Genomic DNA, 18,280 nt, shown 5'->3' on the forward strand with positions numbered 1-18,280 from the left:
CGCCGCAGCCTGCACCGAGCCCGAGCCAGCCTGCGCCTGCTCCACAGACACCGCCGCCCGTCACCTCACCGCCAGCGCCGCAGCCCGCTCCGGTGCCGAGCCAGCCTGCGCCCATTCCGCAAGCACCGCCGCCCGTCACCTCAGCCCCAGCGCCGCAGCCCGCTCCAGCACCGAGCCAGCCTGCGCCCGTTCCGCAGACACCGCCGCCCGTCACCTCGGCCCCAGCACCGCAGCCCGCTCCAGCACCGAGCCAGCCTGCCCCCGTTCCACAGACACCGCCGCCCGTCACCTCAGCCCCAGCGCCGCAACCCGCTCCAGCACCGAGCCAGCCTGCCCCCGTTCCGCAGACACCGCCGCCCGTCACCTCAGCGCCAGCGCCACAGCCTGCTCCAGCACCGAGCCAGCCTGCGCCTGCTCCACAGACACCGCCGCCCGTCACCTCAGCCCCTGCGCCGCAGCCTGCTCCCATGCCGAGCCAGCCAGCTTCCGCAGCTCCGGTTTCGACGCCGCAGACCATCACCGCAGCGGTTCAACCGGCAGCAGCCCAGGCGCCGATGTTACGACCTCTTCCGTCTGCGCCCCAGCCTGCCCCGGCACAGGCAGCTCCTAAAGCGGCGATGTTCCAGGAACTGAAGGCGGAACCGGCACCAGTGCGGACCGCACCCGCCACCTCGGCCACACCGGCTTCGTCGCAGGTGATTTCCCAGCCTGCCACCCCCGCTCCGCAGACGGCAGTTGTCTCACAGGCGCCTTTGGCTGCTGCACCGACCGTGGAGGCCGAGGCGCCCGCTCCTCCACCTCCGGCCGCTGCCCCGGCGCCAACGCCCGAGAAAGCGCCGATTCCCAGTGTCGTCGGCGGCAGAACCCAGGCGACGATCATCTCCGTCACGCCTCCTGGTCAGCAACCACCGGTTCCCCCGCAGGTAACGGCGCGCCAGGGGCAGGTCGTCCAGGCCACCGTGGTCGGGACTGCCAACGGGCGCCCGCTGGTTTCACTGGAAGGATCCTTGCTGAGCATCGAAGCCCGCCCGCTGCCGACAGGCACTCAAGTGACGATGCTGCTGCCGCCACTGCCGACCGTAACGGCGGCCCGGCCCGCGCCCGCTGTTTTCCCGACATATCCCTCGCTGCCCGCAGTGGCCGAGACGGCGTCTCAATTGGGAGGCCAGCCCGCAGCCGTGATGGCGGCGATCCTGCCCAAACTGGGACCACGACTGGCGGCGGAGCTGATGGTCGTTGCCTCGGCCTTCACGCGTGGCGATATCCGTCCGCTGGTTTCCGACGGCGTTCGTCAGCAGATCGACCGTGCCGGGCGGACCAAGGCGGCCAGCGCCCTTGCGGGCGAAGTTGCCGAGGGCAGCCGGGAAGCTTCAAAGAATACCGCCGCCGAATGGCGCATGATCACGCTGCCGATCCATACCGGCCAGAGCATCGAACCGATCCGCCTGTGGCTCCATGCAGCCCCCGAGGCGGATGAAGACGGCAAGGGCCAAAAGGGCGGTGAGGCGCAGGACACCCGCTTCATGATCGATCTGACCCTGTCCAAGCTCGGAGCAATCCAGATCGACGGGTTGGCGCGGCCGGGCAAACTCGACCTCGTGTTCCGCACCCCAGGACAGTTGCCCCAGCAGATCCGGCGCGAGTTGAACGCGGTCTATGTCGCCGCAGCCTCGGCCCACAATATCGCGGGCGGCGTTGCCTTCCAGGTCGCCCCGCCCCTCAAGCCCGAGATCAAGCCACAGGTCAGCCGCCCCGGATGGGTCGTCTGATGGGACGCGAGGCGCGGTGCAAAGTGACGGTTGCAGGGCGCAGCGTTGAAGGGCTCGCGCTGCTGGAGAGCGACGCCATCATCCTGCGGGGCGGCTATGCAGCGCGCCTGCCGCGCGGCGAGATCCTGTCGGCCAAGGTTCAGGGCGAGGCGCTTATCCTCACCACTTCCAAACAGGTGACCTCACTGACCATGGGCGTCGCCGAAGCCGCCCGCTGGGCCGCCACCCTGGCCAATCCTCGCACCCGGCTGGAAAAGCTGGGCATCAAGGCGGGGACCAAGGTCTTTCTCGTCGATGTCGAGGATGACGAGATCGCAGAAGAATTAGCGCGGATCGGCGCCCCGCAGACCCAGGCGGCAGAGGCAACCGTTCTGTTGATCGGCGTCGCCTGTGTCGATGATCTGGGCAGAACGGAAGCCTATGCGCGCACCATGCCGCCCGCAGCCCATCTCTGGGTCCTGCGCCCGAAGGGCAAAGGTATGCGGGTCAGCGAGGCCGAAGTCATGGCCGCAGGCCGGACCCTGGGTCTGAGCCTGAGCAAAACCTTGAGCTTTTCCGAAAAACTGACCGGCGAACGCTTCACCTGGCCGAGGGTCAGGTAGTTCAATGCGCGATCAATATGCCGGAGATATTAGCGACCTATTGAAGTTCGCTCTTCTGCGCAAATTGGCTGGTGCAGACCGCAAGCTCGGCATCGCTTGGTATTATGCCGCCGGAGACGACGGAGATTTAGATGGTCGACATCTGGAATGGCGAGACGATGTAGCTTGGCAGTTTCTGGATCAAGAGCTTCATGTCGGCCTATCCTCGCTCCCCGAACGTACGGTAGCAGCGCTCGAACAGGCACCCATTTGGCCTCAAGGGATAGCGTTTCATCGCGAGCCAATCCCCACCTCTGCTGGCCGGGCGAATTGGTCTGCTCAGAAACGCATCGCGCTGGCAGATGCCGATATCGTCTTTCTGGACCCCGACAATGGGTTAGGTCGAGAATCAAAGAAGCACGCGACGTTATCTGAAGTCAGGCATCTCCGGCGACCTGATCGCGCTCTTGTTTTCATCACCTTCCCTGGACGCGACCTACCGCATAAAGAACTGGTAGTGCGCCTTCACGAACGGCTAGCCCTCGAAACCGGCGCCCAGGACATCTTCACGTTACGCACAACCGTTTCGATCCAAACGGCAAAGGGCTCTTTTGTTCCCCGGACTCGTTGGTTCACGATCCTGGACACTGATCAACAGCTGTCCGAGCGAATACACGCGTTTGCTAATGAGGTTGCTAGAATCCCTCGCGTAAAAGCCTCGCTCGAGAGCTAACTCGCATCCCGGCGGCGATAGCCTTCGATGGCGATCTCATCCAGCATCAGTTGCTCGCGCCGGTCCGCCTCTTCTTTTTCGCGCTTTTCGCGTATGGCCTGGGCGATTTCGAGCTTCTTGAGCTCCTGATAGGCGATGGTCACCTGTTCCTTGGCGGCATCGATCTGCTGACCGATGTCCAGGCGGTTGGCGACCAGCGTCTGGCGACGTTCCTTGGCGGCTTGGAGATAAGCAGGGAAATAGCGCGCCAGGACGTAATCCTTGGTCGCGATCTGTTTTTCTTCCTCTACCTGGGAATCAACGTCGCGGATCGCCTGTTCAAGGCGTTCGGCAACCTGTTCCAGCTCGGCAAGGGCGCGGCGCTTTTCCTCCAGCTCGAAGCTGCGCAGGCGGATAAGCGTCGGCAGGCCCTTCCTGGCCATCAGCCAACGCCGCCGCTATTCAGGATAGCAGCCAGTTGCCCGTATCCTTCCTGCAGATCCGCGCGCTCCTTCTTACCCTGGCCCAGGAAACCTTCGAGCAGCGGGTAATAGCGGATGGCTTCGTCTGTGCGGGCATCGGACCCCGGACGATAGGCGCCCAGGCGGATCATTTCCGACATGTCTTCATAGGCCGACAGCAGCTGCCGGGCACGGCCGATGATTGCATTCTCCTCGTCCGTGTTGCAGCCGGGCAGCACGCGGGAGACAGAGCGCAGAATATTGATGGCGGGATAGCGCCCACGCTCGCCGATAGTGCGCTCCAACACGATGTGCCCGTCGAGAATACCGCGCACGGCGTCGGAAATCGGCTCGTTATGATCGTCGCCTTCGACAAGAACGGTGAAAAGGCCGGTGATCGATCCGGACCCCACCTGCCCCGGCCCGGCGCGCTCCAGCAGACGAGGCAGTTCGGCGAAGACCGAGGGGGTGTAACCCTTGCTGGCAGGCGGCTCGCCAACCGACAGGCCGATTTCGCGCTGGGCCATGGCAAAGCGCGTCACGCTATCCATCAGGCAGAGCACGTCTTTGCCCTGATCGCGGAAATATTCGGCGACCGCCAGCGTCGTCATGGCCGCCTGACGGCGCATGAGCGGCGGCTGATCGGAGGTCGCCACCACCAGAACCGACCGCGCCAGACCTTCCGGCCCCAGATCCTCGTGGATGAATTCCTGGACTTCGCGGCCACGTTCGCCGATCAGCCCGATCACGATCACATCGGCCGAGGTATATTTGGCGATCATGGAGAGCAGCGAGGATTTACCGACGCCCGACCCCGCGAAGATACCCATACGCTGGCCCCGGCAGAGGGTCAGGAACTGGTTCATCGCCCGCACGCCCATATCGATCTTGCCCGCGACACGCTGGCGCGTATGGGCGGGCGGCGGCGGACTGCGCAGGGAATAGGCCAGATCGCCGGTATAGATCGGCCCGCCGTTATCGATCGGATCGCCCATGCAATCGACGATGCGGCCCAGCCAGCTGTCATGGGGATAGATGACGGCTTCGGTCTGCGCGACCTCCGCCTTGCAACCCAGTCCCACCCCTTCCAGGGTCCCGAACGGCATGGCAAGCGCCCGCTCACCCTTGAAGCCGACGATCTCCGCCAGGATCCGTTTATTACCGCGCGCAATGATTGTTACCCGGTCGCCAACCGACAGCGCCCGCTGGACACCGCCGATTTCCGCCATCATGCCCAGGACGCCCGTAACACGCCCATGGAGGTAATGGTCCGGCAAACGTCCGAGGTCGGCGATCAGGTGATTTGTCAGCATAGGGGGATAACCACTTGGCGAATCGAAACTGTAAGCACCGACGATAACACGTCTACACGCCCTGCGACAGGGGCCGCGCGCGTCATAAAAAATGATGAATATTCATCCAATCGATTCGTTAACACTTGCACAAGCGGTCAGCATCGTAAATATTAACTGCTAAGGAAGATTAACAAAGTCCTAGGAGCCTACGATGCGCGTACTCCTCGTCGAGGACGATACAACCACAGCCCGCAGCATCACATTGATGCTGAATTCGGCCGGTTATGTCGTTGATGTAACGGCGCTTGGGGAAGATGGTCTCGAGATCGGCCGTCTTTACGATTATGACATCATCATTCTGGATCTGGTGCTGCCGGATGCGGATGGTTTTGAAATTCTACGGCGTTTCCGCGCCGCCCGGATCAAGACCCCGATCCTGATCCTCTCCGGCCTGTCGGAAATGGATCACAAGATCAAGGGCCTGGGTTTCGGCGCCGACGATTACCTGACCAAGCCTTTCGACAAGCGCGAACTGCTGGCCCGTATCCAGGCGATTGTCCGTCGCGCCAAAGGCCATTCGGACAGCGTCATCCAGACCGGCACCCTGGTGGTCAATCTCGATACCCGCATGGTGGATGTGGAGGGCAAGGCCCTGCATCTGACCGGCAAGGAATATGGCATTCTGGAACTGCTTTCCCTGCGCAAGGGCACGACCCTGACCAAGGAAATGTTCCTGAACCATCTTTACGGCGGTATCGACGAGCCGGAGTTGAAGATCATCGACGTCTTCGTCTGCAAACTGCGCAAGAAGATCGCGGTCGCAACCGGCGGCGACAATTACATCGAAACGGTCTGGGGACGCGGCTATGTGCTGCGCGATCCCACCGCCCCGATCCAACCGGTGCCGCGTCAGGCGGCAGAGGTTTAAGAAAAAGGCCGCTGGAAACAGCGGCCTTTTTGTTGGTCTGCGTTAAGCCCTTTAGACCTAAACAGCCTTCGCAGTCTGCTTGCTGACGACGCGATAGAGCCCCCGCTCGTTCGGGACCGGCTCGAACTTGTCGGTAACGCCCAGAACGGTCTCGGCACCGCCGAGATACAGCACGCCATCCTCGGGCATCACACCGCGGATACGGTCCAGCACCTGCGCCTTGGTCGGCTGATCGAAATAGATCAGCACGTTACGGCAGAAGACGACGTCGAATTGCCCCAACCCACGCGGATCGGTCAGCAGATTGAACTCGCGGTAGTCGATCATCGCCTTGATCTCAGGCGTTATCTGCCACTTATCCTCGACCTGCTTGAAATACTTCATCAGATATTGGATCGGCAGGCCGCGCTGCACTTCGAACTGGGAATAGAGCCCGGCCTTGGCGCGGTCGATGACTTCGGTATTGATGTCCGTCGCGACGATCTCGAACTTCCAGCCCGCCAGACGCACCCCCTCTTCCTTGAGGATCATCGCCAGCGAATAGGGCTCCTGCCCCGAGGAACAGGCCGCGCACCAGATGCGGATCGTCTTGCGCGACGCGCGGTCGTTCAACAGCGCGGGCATAACGACCTTCTTGAACTGGTCGAACGGCTTGGTATCGCGGAAGAACAGCGTCTCGTTGGTGGTCATGGCCTCAGTGACGGCCCGCAGGATCGCCTGATCCGGCTTGGCCTTCATCTGCTGCACCAGCTCGTCCACCGACTTCAGGCCCTGCTTACGGGCAACCGGCATCAGACGGCTTTCGACGAGGTACACCTTGTCTTCGGTCAGGACCAGACCCGAACGCTGGCGGACGGTACGGCTCAGGAATTCAAAATCGTCGCTTCTCATGCCGCCGTCCTCATCGCCTGCTTCAGGATGAAGGGGCCGATATCGCTCAAGGGGAGAATCTGGCTGCACAGACCGGCGGTCGCAACCGCCCCTGGCATCCCCCAGACGACCGAGCTCGCCTCATCCTGGCCGATGATCATACCACCGGACTGTACCACCACATCAGAACCACGCATGCCATCCTGGCCCATCCCCGTGAGGATGATGACCAGCAGGCGGCGACCATAGATCGCGGCCAGACTACGCAACATAGGATCCACCGCCGGGCGGCAGAAGTTTTCCGGCGGGGTCTTCAGAAGCCGCAGAACCTTGGAGGTCCCCTGGCTTTCGACAATCATATGAAAATCACCTGGCGCCACATAGATATGGCCCGGCTGCAGAACCTGACCATCCACCGCCTCGGAACAGGGACGGTCCGCGATGCGGGTCAGATGCTCGGCCAGGATCGTCGTGAAGGTGGCCGGCATATGCTGGGTAATCAGGATCGGCTGGCGCAGGTTCTTTGGCAGATTGCCCAGCACCTGGAACAGGGCCTGCGGGCCACCGGTGGAAGAACCGATGGCGATCACTTCGGGCACATCATGCACCATGGGCCGCAAGGTCAGCGGACCGCCCTTGGCGCGCGGGAACAGCGGATGGCGTTCCGAGCCAGCGGGCGCGACGGCAGCGGTAGCAGCCTGCCCAACCGGCGGTACAGACGCGGGGCGCGGCGGCATGCCCGGGCGATCGAGGCGCGGCGACCGGCGCGAGCCAACCAGGGCCTTGATCTTGGCGATCAGCTCCTGCTTGAAATGCTCGGCCGAGGTCAGTTCCGACGTGCTGGACGGCTTGGTGACATAGTCGGCGGCGCCGTCGCGCATGGCGCGCAACGATACTTCAGCATTCTTGCGGGTCAGGGTCGACGCCATGATGACGCGAACCTCCGGCAGCACTTCTTTGAGAAGCGGCAGCGCCGTCAGACCGTCCATGACCGGCATTTCGATATCGAGGATGATGATATCGACAGGGGTACGCTTCAGCGCGGCAACGGCCATTTTGCCGTCCCCCACCGAGGCCACCACCTGAAGTTCGGGATCGGCCTCCAAAGCCCGGGTGAACAGCCCGCGGATCACCGCGCTGTCATCCACCAGCATCACCCGGATCACGCCATCGCGCGCACCGGTCGCCGGAGCCGGGAGGTCCGAAGCCATCAAAGAATACCTACCTGGCTGAACTTACTTTCGATGATCTCGGCATCGAAAGGTTTCATAATATATTCGTCCGCGCCCGACCCCATCGCTTCCATGATGTGCTGAAGGTCGTTTTCGGTCGTGCAGAACACCACCTTGGGAGCGTCGCCGCCCGGACTTTTGCGCAAGGCGCGCAGAAAGTCGATCCCGTTCATGACCGGCATATTCCAGTCGAGCAGGATGACGTCGGGCATACGACCCAGACAGAAGTCCAGCGCCTTCTTTCCGTCCTCGGCTTCGAAAGTCTCGAAGGCGAGTTCCTGAAGGATCTTTTTGGCCACCATGCGGACGACCCGACTGTCGTCGACGATGAGGCAGGATTTCATGGGGTCGCTCCTGATACCGTTCGATCGGTCCGGCGGTTAAACCGAACCGATCCACGCTTTTACTTAACCCGTCAGGCCGCTTCCGTGCGCGAAAAATCGAGCAGGCGGTTGACGTCCAGAATGACCAGAAGCTGGTCGTTCAGCCGATAGATACCCTGGCTGACCTCGCGCCAACGCGGATCGAGGGTCGCCGGGTTACGTTCAAAATCACCCGTCGACAGCGTCAGCACTTCGCCGACGCCATCAACCATCAGGCTATAGAATTCGCCGGAATGTTCAACCACAACGCTCATGCCATCCTGGCCTGCCGGGCGCTTGTTGAGGCCCAGGCGCAGGCGAACGTCGATGGCAGTCACGATACGGCCGCGCAGGTTCAGCGAGCCCGCAACCTCGGCCGGAGCCAGGGGAATGCGGGTGATGCGCTGGGGACCCAGCACGTCATGGACGATCAGCACGGGAATGCCGAACATCTGACCGTCGATGGTGATCGAGACATACTGGCTCTGATCATCGAACTGACCGGCCCGGGCCAGGCCACGTTTGCCCGCAGGAACGAGTTCGCTCATGCCACACCTTCCGTCGAAAGAATCTGTTCGATGGTCGCCAACAGGGCTTCGCGGTCGAACTTCGGCACATAGTCCCGGAAGCCCACATCGCGGGCCTTATCCATATCCTGCGGCGCCGTGTGGGCCGACAGGGCGACCATCGGAATGCCCGTCCACTTCTGGCTGGCGGCGACGGCCTGGGCGAATTCGAAGCCGCTCATGCCCGGCATTTCGATATCGGACACGATGACATCGAAAGTCTCGCCCGTTTCCGCCAGGGCCAGCGCCTCATTGCCGCTATCCGCCGTGGTCACCTGATAGCCAGCAACCGACAGGATCGGGGTCAGGAGATTACGGAAGAAGGGGCTATCATCGACCAGCAGAACCTTGCGGACCCGGGTGCGGCCATCGAGCGAGCGATCGTTCTTGGCCATGAACCAGTCGCCGAACGCCTGCTGCAGATAGAAGCCCGCATCGATGATGTCGGTGGCGCGCCCGGCGATGATCGCGCTGCCGATGAAGCCCGCGCGGTCCGCGGTCAGTTCGACATGCAGACGATCCTCGACGATATCGACGATCTCGTCGACGACGAGGCCCATCGAATGTTCGCCATCGGCGAAAACCAGCACCGGCTGACGACCGGTTTCGGCAAGGCGGCTGCCCGACACCATCGGGACCAGCGGCATCAGCTTGTCGCGATACTGCACCATCGGGCGGTCGTTGGAATATTCGACCGAGGCCAGATCGATCTCTTCGAGACGCGCAACCAGCGACAGCGGCACGGCCTTGGGACCGCCCTCGCCTGCCCGGAAGACCAGCAGCGTGGTGCGTTCGTCCGCACGGCCCTTGGCCTCGGTCGCATCGGTGGTCGACGCCGTATCCGTGACCGCCATTTCGCCCGTGGAGGCGGCAATGCCGTTCGGATCCAGGATCATGATGACCGAACCATCCCCCAGGATGGTATTGCCGCTGAAGAGCGACAGGTGGCGCAGGATCGGCGCCACCGGCTTCACGACGATTTCTTCGGTATCGAACACGCGGTCAACCATGATGCCGAAGCTATAGGTGCCGACCTGGGTGACGATGATGAAGCTCTCGGTCGTCTGGTCGCCCTCGGGGCGGTCCAGCATCAGGAGGCTTTCGAGGCTGACCAGCGGCAGCAGGCGGTTGCGCAGGCGCAGAACCGGGGTGCCATTCAGGCGCTCGATACGATGTTCGCTTTCAGCCGAGGCGCGCACCAGTTCGACGACGCTGATCTGCGGAATGGCGAAACGCTCGCCACAGCTTTCCACGATCAGGGCCGACACAATGGCCAGGGTCAGCGGGATCTTGATCACGAAGGTGGAGCCGCGACCGAACTTAGACTTCAGCTCGACGGTGCCGCCGATCTTTTCGATGTTGGTGCGCACCACGTCCATGCCGACGCCGCGACCCGAAACCGCCGTCACCTGGGCAGCGGTCGAGAAACCGGCCTTGAAGATGAACTGGTGGATCTGCTGATCGGACATCTGCTCCAGCTCGGCTTCGGTCGCAAGACCGTTCTGCAGGGCCTTCTGCTTGATGCGGTGAACGTTGAGGCCGCGACCGTCATCGGAAATCTCGATGATGATATGACCGCCCTCATGATAGGCGTTCAGCGTGATGCGGCCGGTGTCCGACTTGCCGACCTGAAGACGTTCGGCCGGGGTTTCGACACCGTGATCGGCCGAATTACGCACCATATGCGTCAGCGGATCCTTGATGAGTTCCAGCACCTGACGGTCGAGTTCCGTTTCGGCACCGATCATCTGAAGGTCGATCTTCTTCGACAGTTCGAGCGAGAGATCGCGCACCATACGCGGCAGCTTGGCCCAGGCGTTGCCGATCGGCTGCATGCGCGTCTTCATGACGCCTTCCTGCAGTTCCGACGTCACATGGCTGAGGCGCTGCAGCGGAACGGCGAATTCGCTGTCCTTGTAGCGGCGGACGATCTGGAGCAGCTGATTACGGGTCAGCACCAGCTCCGACACCATCGTCATCAGATTTTCGAGCAGATCGACGGAAACGCGGATGGTCTGCGCGGAAACGGCGCTTTCCTTCAGCTCCATCGGAGCGCCGCCCTTGGCGGATTTGTCTTCTTCGATCTCCGGCACGGCAGGGGCTGCTGCGGCAGCCGGAACGACGGCGGTTTCCGGGGCCTTCGGCGGCTCAGGAGCCTTGGCAACCGGCGCGGGGGCCGGGGGCGGCGGAGCGGCAGCGGCAGCAGGCTCAGGAGCGGGCGGCGGAGCGACGGGCGCTGCCGGAGCAGCGGGGGCCGGAGCCGGGGCAGCAGCAGCCGGGGCGGCGCCTGCAATACCGGCCACTTCGTCGGCATTCGCGCCTTCAGCAACGGCGTTCAGCTTGTCGATCAGGATCTTGTCGTCGCCGGGGGGTTCGGCTTCGGTCTGTTCCAGAACGGCAAGAATGCCCTTGATGGTATCGAGGGCCTGAAGGATCAGCGAAATCGATCCGGCGGTGACGATCAGCTCGCCATCGCGCACACGGCCCAGGACATTCTCACCGGCGTGAGCGACCGATTCGAGACGCGGCAGCCCAAGGAAGCCGCAGGTGCCCTTGATCGTATGGACGAGGCGAAAGATGTTCGACAGCAGTTCCCGATCGTTCGGGTCTTGCTCCAGACGGACCAGCTCGACGTCAAGAACCGCAAGGTTCTCGTTGGTCTCGGTTAGGAATTCACTTAGCAGGTCGTCCATCAGGCTCCCCCGGGAGAAGAGGCCCCGGCCATTTGGCCGGGCACGCTGTTGAGTTTATTGCAACATCCCACCAACCCGGCAAGCGGATAAGCAAGATCTTGTGTCAAATACGAACGAATTATTAAGCAGCCGCCGGAGCCGCCAGAGGAAGTTGTGTTGTCAATACCACGCCATCCTCCAATTCGATCAGCGACAACGGCAAGCCAGCCGCCCCAGCCAAACGATAACAGAAGGCAGCATGGATCGATCGGTGATCCGCCGTTTCCGACTTGCCGTGCAGAATATCGGCAATGCGCGGATCGATTTTCACGACCGCACCTTGCGCCGAAACCGTTACGGCTTCTGCATCGCCAAGCGATTCGGCCGAGACCGTAATCGTACCGCCACGCGGCAGAAATTCCACTGCAAGCAGCACCAGGTTCAGCACCAGCTGAATGGAGCGCGGGCCATATTCCTCGGCCACCGCCCCGTCGGGCCACTGCAACTGCACCCGGCCCTCGCTGGACAGAAGCTCGGTCGCCACCGCCCGCGCCTCGCGGCCCGGCACCCCGGCGTTCGCCCCCGCCAGCCCATAGGCCAGACGATAGCACCGCAGCTTGGCCGCGCCGTTCCGACCGCTCTGCCCGATGAGGTTCACAACCTCTTCGCTGCCGCTGGCCGGACCCAGTTCTTCCAGCAGTTCGACGCCATTGTTGATCGCGCCGATTGGACTCACCAGCTCGTGGCACAAATGGCTCACAAGCAACTGAACTAAACCGATTTCTATCGTATTCGCCATATCCTCCGCTCCCGTAACTTGCGGGAATGGTGCTAGGATGCGGGCAGGACACTGAAGAAACGCTTAAAATTTCCAACCCCACAGGTAAATCTCGTCATGGCACTGCTTACCCCCGGAGTATATGTCAGACACCCAGGTCAACCCGACTGGGGAATCGGACAGGTACAATCGGTTGTCGGAAGTCGGGCGACGGTAAATTTTGAAGAACGTGGAAAAATTCTAATTAACACAGATGTAATTGATTTGGAGTTACTGCAAGACACCCCGCGCCGGCACCAGGAATTCTAGATCGGCCAACTAATGACACCCCTGAAGCGCACGCACTCAGGACTGAATTACGGGCAATAAAGGCGTACCTGTGATCTTGCGGCGGAAGTTGTAGGCCCCGTCACGTAAAGCCTTCTACGCTCAAGCACTTACAATCTGCTTCAACCGTTCAGAACGGCATCCAGGCCGCGATGCAGACCGATCAGCCCCCCGACCCGCCGGGCGGCCAGCAACGTTCCGCTCACATAGGGTTCGGCGCTTTCCCCAGCGTCATGGCGGATTGCCAGACGTTCGCCTGCTAGACTGAACAGCGCCTCGCACGACAGGATAAATCCTGGCGCGCGCACCGAATGCACCTGGACCGAGCCGATGGCAGCGCCCCGCGCCTCCTTCGGCCCCAGAATCTCGGCAACGGGCCGAGTGGTCGAGGGGTGTGAGCGCACGGCATCCAGCTTTTCGGCCAGTTCCCGCGCAGTGCCGCTTGGAACGTCGGCTTTTTTGGCGGAGGCATAGTCGATGACCTCAACATCCCCGATCCATTCGGCGGCCTGCTGGGCAAAGCGGGTGAGCAGCGTCGCGGTTAAAGAGAAGTTCCCCGCCGCCACGACCCCACGCCCGGCGCCCCGGGCGGCTACATCGATCTCGCGATAATCCTCCGCCGTAAGGCCCGAGGTGCCGACCACCACATGCACCCCGGCTGCCAGTGCCGCCAGGGCGTGATCCTTAACCGCCGTCGGATGGGTATAATCGATCAACACATCTGCCGGGACCGCCAGGGCTTCCTTCACCGAGGCCACCAGGGTTAGGCCATGGAGCTCCTGCCCGGCCGAACGCCGCGCCACGGCCCCCACCAGCGCCAGATCGTTTGCGTCAGCGACGGCCTTGGCAACAGCACCACCCGTCCATCCCGTCGCCCCGGCGACCACAATACGCAGGCTCATGGTGTCAACCCCTTTCGATTGTCCGCAGCCGGGCCTCGGCCGCCGCCAGATCATCCGGCGTATTGATATTATCAAATGCGCCGACCGGCCATTCGATCCTCGGTGCGGCCAGAAAGAAGGGGCGCAACGCCCTGGAGCCGCTTCCCGACAGCCTCTCTTTGACGATATCCAGCCACTCCACCGGCCACCGCGCGACCGACGGATGTTCATGCCCACCACTCGACGCCATCGCAGGACCATCGACCCCGGCGAACCGCGCGGCAAGATCCTGGGGCAGAAACGGCGTGTCGCAGGGAACCGTCAGAACGCTATCCCGCCCCTGCTCCAATGCATAAGCCAAGGCTGCCGCAACTCCAGCCAAAGGCCCAAGCCCCGGCGCAGGATCCGGGCAGACGGGCAAGCCATATCGCGCCAGATCAGCTGGATCGCCGCACAGGAAATCCGGCTGAACCCTGTCGATGACATGCCGGATCAAGGGGCGCCCAGCAAGCGCTTGATGGGGCTTGCCGCCGCCCATCCGACGCCCCTCGCCTCCCGCCAGCACGGCAATAAGGAAAGGACGCCCTTCACGCGAAGAAGCCCCGGCACCATCTAAAGAAGCATTGTAAACGGCCATAACCACGGCATATTACAGAAATGAGCTGCGAAGGCACCCCTGACGCATGATCGATCCGTTCGGCCGTTTCATCAGCTACCTGCGCGTGTCGGTCACCGACCGCTGCGATCTTCGCTGTGTCTATTGCATGGCCGAGGACATGAACTTCCTGCCCAAGTCGGAGGTTCTGTCGCTCGAAGAGCTTGAGCGCCTGTGCAATGCCTTCATCCGCCTGGGCGTCAAGAAGCTGCGGCTGACCGGCGGCGAGCCGCTGGTCAGACGGGGCATCATGAACCTCATCGGGTCGCTGGGCGAACAGGTAAAAGCCGGAACGCTGGAGGAGCTGACGCTCACCACCAACGGCACCCAGCTGTCGAAATATGCCGGAGACCTCGCCCGCGCCGGGGTGAAGCGCATCAATGTCTCCATGGATACGCTGGATCCCGACACCTTCACCCGCCTCACCCGCTGGGGCCGGATCGAGAAGGTGCTGGACGGGATCATGGCGGCCAAGGATGCGGGTCTTGCGGTCAAGATCAATGCCGTTGCCCTGAAGGGCATCAACAACCACCATTTCGACGATATGATCGCCTGGTGCGGCCAGCATGGCTTCGATCTGACCTTCATCGAGGTCATGCCGATGGGCGATCTGGGCGAACTTTCGCGCGCCGATCAGTATCTGCCGCTCAGCGAGGTGCGCCGCGACCTCTCGCAGCGCTGGACCCTGACCGAGACGGATTATCGCACCGGCGGTCCCGCGCGCTATGTGCGGATCGAGGAAACCGGCAGTCGCCTGGGCTTCATCACGCCGTTGACCCATAATTTCTGCGAGAGCTGCAACCGCGTGCGCCTGACCTGCACCGGGCAGCTCTATATGTGTCTTGGCCAGGATGACGACGCCGATCTGCGCTCTGTCCTGCGTGCCAACGAGGGCAATGACGACGCATTGGATGCGGCTATCCGCGCCGCCATCGCCCGCAAGCCCAAGGGCCACGACTTCATCATCGACCGCGCCCGCCCGGCCGCAGCCGTCGAACGTCATATGAGCGTCACTGGCGGCTGAGTCTTTTCAAGAATGTCCGACATGAAAATCGCCTTCGTCGCCAGCGACGCCGATCCCGCGCAAGAAGCGCTGGCTACTCTTTCCCACCGCTATGGACAGGCCGACCCCTGGGCAGCCGATGTGGTCGTAGCTTTAGGCGGCGACGGCGTAATGCTGGAAACCCTGCATAGCCACATCGAACGGCAGGTTCCGATCTATGGCATGAACCGGGGATCGGTGGGGTTCCTGTTGAATGAATATCGCGTGGATGGGCTGGTCGAGCGCCTGAAGGCCGCCACCAAAGTCACCTTGCATCCGCTGCGCATGAAGGCCACCCGCATGAACGGCGAAGTACGCGAGGCGCTGGCGATCAACGAGGTTTCACTGCTGCGTCAGACCCGTCAGGCCGCCAAACTGAAACTCTCCATTGATGGGGTGGAACGACTGCCGGAGCTGATCTGTGACGGCATTCTGGTCGCAACCCCGGCGGGGTCGACCGCCTATAACCTGTCCGCCCATGGTCCGATCATTCCGCTGGGATCGGACGTGCTGGCCCTGACCCCCATCAGCGCCTTCCGGCCCCGCCGCTGGCGTGGCGCCCTGCTGCCCCATAAGGCCATGGTGACGGTCGAGCTGCTGGAATGCGAGAAGCGCCCGGTCAGCGCGGTTGCCGACTATACCGAAGTGCGTGATGTGGTGAAGGTCGAGACCTTCGAGGATCGTTCCATCGGCCTGACCCTGCTGTTCGATCCGGATCACACGCTCGAAGAACGGATTTTGAAGGAACAGTTCCAGGCTTAAAGGCTTTTCTCAAAAATATCTGTCATCCCGGACTTGATCCGGGATCCGGCCGAAGTTTGTTTCCAAACCGCGCCGTCGGAGAATTGCCATCCTGGCGGCCGGATCCCGGCTCGGGGGCCGGGATGACAGGTTTCGCCTTAAGCCGAAACCGGCTTGCCCACTTTCTGCTCGATCAGGGTTTCCAAGGGCGCGGGTTCGCCATAGAGGAAGCCCATCACCGTCTCGACACCGCACGACGTCAGGAAATCGCGCTGCTGCGGGGTTTCAACCCCCTTCGCGATCATCTCCAGCCCCAGAGCACGGCCGACGCTGGTGATTGCGCGGATCAGACGGTCGGACTGGCTGTCCTTGCCGATTCCGGTGGTGAGCACCTGGGCGATCTTGATGCGACGGATCGGCAGGCGGGCCGCCAGCGTCACCGGCAGTTCGCCAAGCCCCACGTCATCCAGCGCCAGATCGACGCCCAGGGCCGCAAGCTGATCCATGGTGCGTTCGGCCAGGACGTGATTGTCCAGCACCAGCCGCTCCGGGATCTCCAGTTCGATCAGATGCGGATCGAGTTGCAGGGTCGAGAGCATCATCGACAGGCGGCGTGGCCAATCGGCATCCAGGAACTGGCCGCGCGTCAGATTGATCGTCACCGGCCAGCGGATGCCCCGATCGGACAGATGGCGCGCGCCTTCGCAGGCCTTGAGCACGATCCAGTCGGCCAGCTGCGGCAATAGGCCCGCATATTCCGCCGAGACGAACAATCCGTCGGGCCGCACCATCCCATGGATCGGATGGCGCCAGCGCACCAGGGCTTCCAGCGCCCGCACATCGCCCGAGGCGATATCGACGGTCGGCTGGTAATAGAGCACAAAGTCGCCGCGCTCTAACCCTTTGGTCACCGCATCATTGGCTTCCTGGCGGGTGGCATGCAGGGCGTCGGTTTCGTCGGAATAGAGGCGATAGCTGTTACGCCCCGCCGCCTTGACGCGATACATCGCCGTATCGGCGGCGCGGATGATTTCGTCAGCCTCGGTCGCATCTTCGGGGAAACGGGCGATACCGACTGACACCCCGACCTGCACCCGATAGCCTTCGATCACCATAGGCTCGGAGAGGGAGGAGATGATGCGCTTCACCAGCGCCTTCACATCCACATCCGAATTGACCGGGTTCTGAATGACCGCGAATTCATCGCCGCCCAGACGCGCCACCGTGTCGGTATCGCGCACCTTCTGCTTCAGGCGCTTGGCCACCGCTTTCAGCAGCAGATCGCCGACGTGATGGCCGAAGGTATCGTTCACTTCCTTGAACAGATCGAGGTCCAGGAAGAACAAGGCACCGCCGACGCCGGTGCGCCCCGCCTGGGCCAGCGCGTTCTTCAGCGCTTCGTTGAAACCGCCGCGATTGACGAGGCCGGTCAGCGGATCCTGCCGCGCCATCTGAAGCATCTGGGCTTCGGTATCTTTGGCCAGCGTGATGTCATGGGCATAGATATGCGCCGTCCCCTCGTCCGCGACAGGCGAGAGATACAGCGTCCAGACCTGGCCGCTGGCTTCCAGTTCGGTCGTCAGCACCTGATGCTGTTCGACGGCATCGCGCACCCGGTCACGCCAGGTCGACGGCAGGAAGCGGCCACGATCCGCCTTGAGCGACGCCAGCAGCGGAGTTGCAGCACTATTGGCATAGAGGATTTCGCCGTCGCGGCTGACCCGCAGCATCGGGCTGGGGCTATCGGAGGCAAAGCGGGCCAGAAGGACATTCTCCTTCTCCGCCCGTTCGCGTTCGCGCGATTCGGTCAGCAGGCGGTCATGGGCCTGCGCCAGTTCGGACAGCGTTTTGCGCAACTCGTCATTGGTCTCGCCGAGCTTGCGGGTCAGGCTCTGGCGTTCATAAAAAAGCCCAGTGGTAGAAGTCAGCCGGACACCGGCCTGGGCCAGCAGCTTCTCGAACAGGATGACGCCGAAAGCGGGCCGGTCATTGGCAAGCTCCAGCACCTTGTTCAGCGGTGCGAGCCAGATGCGGCTGGTTTCAGCCGTCTTGATATCCACATGGGGCGTCGTCGCGCGGACCAAAGCGTCCTCGCCGACGAAATCGCCGCTTTCAAGCCGTTGAACCTCGATCCCGCGATGCTCGACGATCAGCTGACCGCCGATCAGAGCAAAGAGGTGGCTACGCTCCTGCCCGGCACTGAGGATCGGTTCCCCGGCGGGCAGGTCGTGCTGTTTTCCAAGTTGTTCGAAGGCGATAGCATCGGCGGGCGATGCGGTGGGCATGAAGTCCAGAACCCAACGATGCGGCATGGCTGCAACTCTTATTGGTGTTGGCCGACAGATTTCGGTTGGCCCCCCAACCGGTTGTGCGCTTCCTCTCACACACCATAGCAGCATCATGTCAAA

18 protein-coding genes and 1 pseudogene are annotated in these 18,280 nt (G+C 62.5%); 7 read left to right on the plus strand and 12 right to left on the minus strand.

The window, feature by feature from the left end:
• Positions 1-520, minus strand: a pseudogene (locus ACFSM5_RS07005) (hypothetical protein); the annotation flags it as partial.
• A gap of 34 nt (positions 521-554) precedes the next feature.
• Here ACFSM5_RS07005 and ACFSM5_RS07010 point away from each other — a divergent pair.
• From ACFSM5_RS07010 to ACFSM5_RS07020, 3 genes are read left to right on the plus strand one after another with little or no spacing between them, the layout of a single operon-like run.
• The gene (locus tag ACFSM5_RS07010) at positions 555-1,769 is read left to right on the plus strand and encodes a hypothetical protein (RefSeq protein WP_379875598.1); all 1,215 of its coding nucleotides are present in this window, start codon (positions 555-557) and stop codon (positions 1,767-1,769) included.
• Positions 1,769-2,371, plus strand: a complete 603-nt coding sequence (locus ACFSM5_RS07015) for a hypothetical protein (protein WP_379875599.1) — start codon at positions 1,769-1,771, stop codon at positions 2,369-2,371. The genes ACFSM5_RS07010 and ACFSM5_RS07015 overlap by 1 nt, the downstream gene beginning before the upstream one ends.
• Before the next feature lie 4 nt (positions 2,372-2,375).
• Entirely contained in the window at positions 2,376-3,083 is a 708-nt protein-coding gene (locus tag ACFSM5_RS07020; RefSeq protein ID WP_379875600.1) for a hypothetical protein, read from the plus strand.
• On the opposite strand, the gene ACFSM5_RS07025 is transcribed toward ACFSM5_RS07020, so the two are convergent.
• Positions 3,080-3,505: a flagellar FliJ family protein gene (locus tag ACFSM5_RS07025; protein WP_379875601.1), complete on the minus strand. Its 426-nt coding sequence runs from the start codon at positions 3,503-3,505 to the stop codon at positions 3,080-3,082. The two genes, ACFSM5_RS07020 and ACFSM5_RS07025, sit on opposite strands and share 4 nt — an antisense overlap.
• Positions 3,505-4,836: a flagellar protein export ATPase FliI gene (gene fliI, locus ACFSM5_RS07030; RefSeq protein ID WP_379875602.1), complete on the minus strand. Its 1,332-nt coding sequence runs from the start codon at positions 4,834-4,836 to the stop codon at positions 3,505-3,507. Before fliI ends, ACFSM5_RS07025 begins: the two co-directional genes overlap by 1 nt.
• Positions 4,837-5,029: 193 nt before the next feature.
• On the opposite strand from fliI, the gene ctrA reads away from it, so the two are divergent.
• Entirely contained in the window at positions 5,030-5,746 is a 717-nt protein-coding gene (ctrA, locus tag ACFSM5_RS07035) for a response regulator transcription factor CtrA (protein WP_379875603.1), read from the plus strand.
• 57 nt (positions 5,747-5,803) lie between these two features.
• On the opposite strand, the gene ACFSM5_RS07040 is transcribed toward ctrA, so the two are convergent.
• From ACFSM5_RS07040 to ACFSM5_RS07065, 6 genes are all read right to left on the minus strand, one after another.
• Positions 5,804-6,637: a CheR family methyltransferase gene (locus tag ACFSM5_RS07040; protein WP_379875604.1), complete on the minus strand. Its 834-nt coding sequence runs from the start codon at positions 6,635-6,637 to the stop codon at positions 5,804-5,806.
• Positions 6,634-7,827, minus strand: a complete 1,194-nt coding sequence (locus ACFSM5_RS07045; RefSeq protein WP_379875605.1) for a protein-glutamate methylesterase/protein-glutamine glutaminase — start codon at positions 7,825-7,827, stop codon at positions 6,634-6,636. The genes ACFSM5_RS07040 and ACFSM5_RS07045 overlap by 4 nt, the downstream gene beginning before the upstream one ends.
• Positions 7,827-8,192 (minus strand): response regulator, encoded by a 366-nt coding sequence (locus ACFSM5_RS07050; protein WP_379875606.1) that lies wholly within the window; start codon positions 8,190-8,192, stop codon positions 7,827-7,829. Before ACFSM5_RS07050 ends, ACFSM5_RS07045 begins: the two co-directional genes overlap by 1 nt.
• A 71-nt stretch (positions 8,193-8,263) precedes the next feature.
• Positions 8,264-8,758, minus strand: a complete 495-nt coding sequence (locus tag ACFSM5_RS07055) for a chemotaxis protein CheW (protein ID WP_379875607.1) — start codon at positions 8,756-8,758, stop codon at positions 8,264-8,266.
• Positions 8,755-11,469, minus strand: coding sequence for a hybrid sensor histidine kinase/response regulator (locus ACFSM5_RS07060; protein ID WP_379875608.1), 2,715 nt, complete (start codon positions 11,467-11,469; stop codon positions 8,755-8,757). Before ACFSM5_RS07060 ends, ACFSM5_RS07055 begins: the two co-directional genes overlap by 4 nt.
• A 121-nt stretch (positions 11,470-11,590) precedes the next feature.
• Positions 11,591-12,247, minus strand: coding sequence for a histidine phosphotransferase family protein (locus ACFSM5_RS07065; RefSeq protein ID WP_379875609.1), 657 nt, complete (start codon positions 12,245-12,247; stop codon positions 11,591-11,593).
• A gap of 96 nt (positions 12,248-12,343) precedes the next feature.
• Between ACFSM5_RS07065 and ACFSM5_RS07070 the strand changes: the two genes are divergently transcribed.
• Positions 12,344-12,535 (plus strand): DUF3553 domain-containing protein, encoded by a 192-nt coding sequence (locus ACFSM5_RS07070; RefSeq protein WP_379875610.1) that lies wholly within the window; start codon positions 12,344-12,346, stop codon positions 12,533-12,535.
• Positions 12,536-12,675: 140 nt separating this feature from the next.
• Here the strand turns inward: ACFSM5_RS07070 and dapB are convergent, their stop codons facing one another.
• Positions 12,676-13,455, minus strand: coding sequence for a 4-hydroxy-tetrahydrodipicolinate reductase (dapB, locus tag ACFSM5_RS07075; protein WP_379875611.1), 780 nt, complete (start codon positions 13,453-13,455; stop codon positions 12,676-12,678).
• A gap of 4 nt (positions 13,456-13,459) precedes the next feature.
• The gene (locus ACFSM5_RS07080; protein WP_417498516.1) at positions 13,460-14,071 is read right to left on the minus strand and encodes an NTP transferase domain-containing protein; all 612 of its coding nucleotides are present in this window, start codon (positions 14,069-14,071) and stop codon (positions 13,460-13,462) included.
• A 46-nt stretch (positions 14,072-14,117) separates the two neighbouring features.
• Here ACFSM5_RS07080 and moaA point away from each other — a divergent pair, with 46 nt between their 5' ends.
• Positions 14,118-15,113, plus strand: a complete 996-nt coding sequence (gene moaA / locus ACFSM5_RS07085) for a GTP 3',8-cyclase MoaA (protein ID WP_379875612.1) — start codon at positions 14,118-14,120, stop codon at positions 15,111-15,113.
• Between the two features lie 21 nt (positions 15,114-15,134).
• On the plus strand, positions 15,135-15,893 hold the full coding sequence (locus ACFSM5_RS07090; RefSeq protein ID WP_379875613.1) for an NAD kinase: 759 nt from the start codon (positions 15,135-15,137) through the stop codon (positions 15,891-15,893).
• Positions 15,894-16,030: 137 nt separating this feature from the next.
• On the opposite strand, the gene ACFSM5_RS07095 is transcribed toward ACFSM5_RS07090, so the two are convergent.
• Positions 16,031-18,184, minus strand: coding sequence for a putative bifunctional diguanylate cyclase/phosphodiesterase (locus ACFSM5_RS07095; protein WP_379875614.1), 2,154 nt, complete (start codon positions 18,182-18,184; stop codon positions 16,031-16,033).
• Positions 18,185-18,280: the final 96 nt, after the last annotated feature.

The organism is Lacibacterium aquatile (genome assembly GCF_042683105.1).
Classification (GTDB): Bacteria; Pseudomonadota; Alphaproteobacteria; order Elsterales; family Elsteraceae; genus Lacibacterium; species Lacibacterium aquatile.

What these genes read in the sequence shown, in the direction of transcription:
- ACFSM5_RS07040 (WP_379875604.1), bottom strand. Translation starts at nt 6,637, where the DNA reads ATGAGAAGCGACGATTTTGAATTCCTGAGCCGTACCGTCCGCCAGCGT.
- ACFSM5_RS07010 (WP_379875598.1), top strand. Translation starts at nt 555, where the DNA reads ATGTTACGACCTCTTCCGTCTGCGCCCCAGCCTGCCCCGGCACAGGCA.
- ACFSM5_RS07015 (WP_379875599.1), top strand. Translation starts at nt 1,769, where the DNA reads ATGGGACGCGAGGCGCGGTGCAAAGTGACGGTTGCAGGGCGCAGCGTT.
- ctrA (WP_379875603.1), top strand. Translation starts at nt 5,030, where the DNA reads ATGCGCGTACTCCTCGTCGAGGACGATACAACCACAGCCCGCAGCATC.
- ACFSM5_RS07065 (WP_379875609.1), bottom strand. Translation starts at nt 12,247, where the DNA reads ATGGCGAATACGATAGAAATCGGTTTAGTTCAGTTGCTTGTGAGCCAT.
- ACFSM5_RS07060 (WP_379875608.1), bottom strand. Translation starts at nt 11,469, where the DNA reads ATGGACGACCTGCTAAGTGAATTCCTAACCGAGACCAACGAGAACCTT.
- ACFSM5_RS07050 (WP_379875606.1), bottom strand. Translation starts at nt 8,192, where the DNA reads ATGAAATCCTGCCTCATCGTCGACGACAGTCGGGTCGTCCGCATGGTG.
- ACFSM5_RS07090 (WP_379875613.1), top strand. Translation starts at nt 15,135, where the DNA reads ATGAAAATCGCCTTCGTCGCCAGCGACGCCGATCCCGCGCAAGAAGCG.
- ACFSM5_RS07095 (WP_379875614.1), bottom strand. Translation starts at nt 18,184, where the DNA reads ATGCCGCATCGTTGGGTTCTGGACTTCATGCCCACCGCATCGCCCGCC.
- ACFSM5_RS07025 (WP_379875601.1), bottom strand. Translation starts at nt 3,505, where the DNA reads ATGGCCAGGAAGGGCCTGCCGACGCTTATCCGCCTGCGCAGCTTCGAG.
- ACFSM5_RS07070 (WP_379875610.1), top strand. Translation starts at nt 12,344, where the DNA reads ATGGCACTGCTTACCCCCGGAGTATATGTCAGACACCCAGGTCAACCC.
- dapB (WP_379875611.1), bottom strand. Translation starts at nt 13,455, where the DNA reads ATGAGCCTGCGTATTGTGGTCGCCGGGGCGACGGGATGGACGGGTGGT.
- ACFSM5_RS07020 (WP_379875600.1), top strand. Translation starts at nt 2,376, where the DNA reads ATGCGCGATCAATATGCCGGAGATATTAGCGACCTATTGAAGTTCGCT.
- moaA (WP_379875612.1), top strand. Translation starts at nt 14,118, where the DNA reads ATGATCGATCCGTTCGGCCGTTTCATCAGCTACCTGCGCGTGTCGGTC.
- ACFSM5_RS07080 (WP_417498516.1), bottom strand. Translation starts at nt 14,071, where the DNA reads ATGGCCGTTTACAATGCTTCTTTAGATGGTGCCGGGGCTTCTTCGCGT.
- fliI (WP_379875602.1), bottom strand. Translation starts at nt 4,836, where the DNA reads ATGCTGACAAATCACCTGATCGCCGACCTCGGACGTTTGCCGGACCAT.
- ACFSM5_RS07055 (WP_379875607.1), bottom strand. Translation starts at nt 8,758, where the DNA reads ATGAGCGAACTCGTTCCTGCGGGCAAACGTGGCCTGGCCCGGGCCGGT.
- ACFSM5_RS07045 (WP_379875605.1), bottom strand. Translation starts at nt 7,827, where the DNA reads ATGGCTTCGGACCTCCCGGCTCCGGCGACCGGTGCGCGCGATGGCGTG.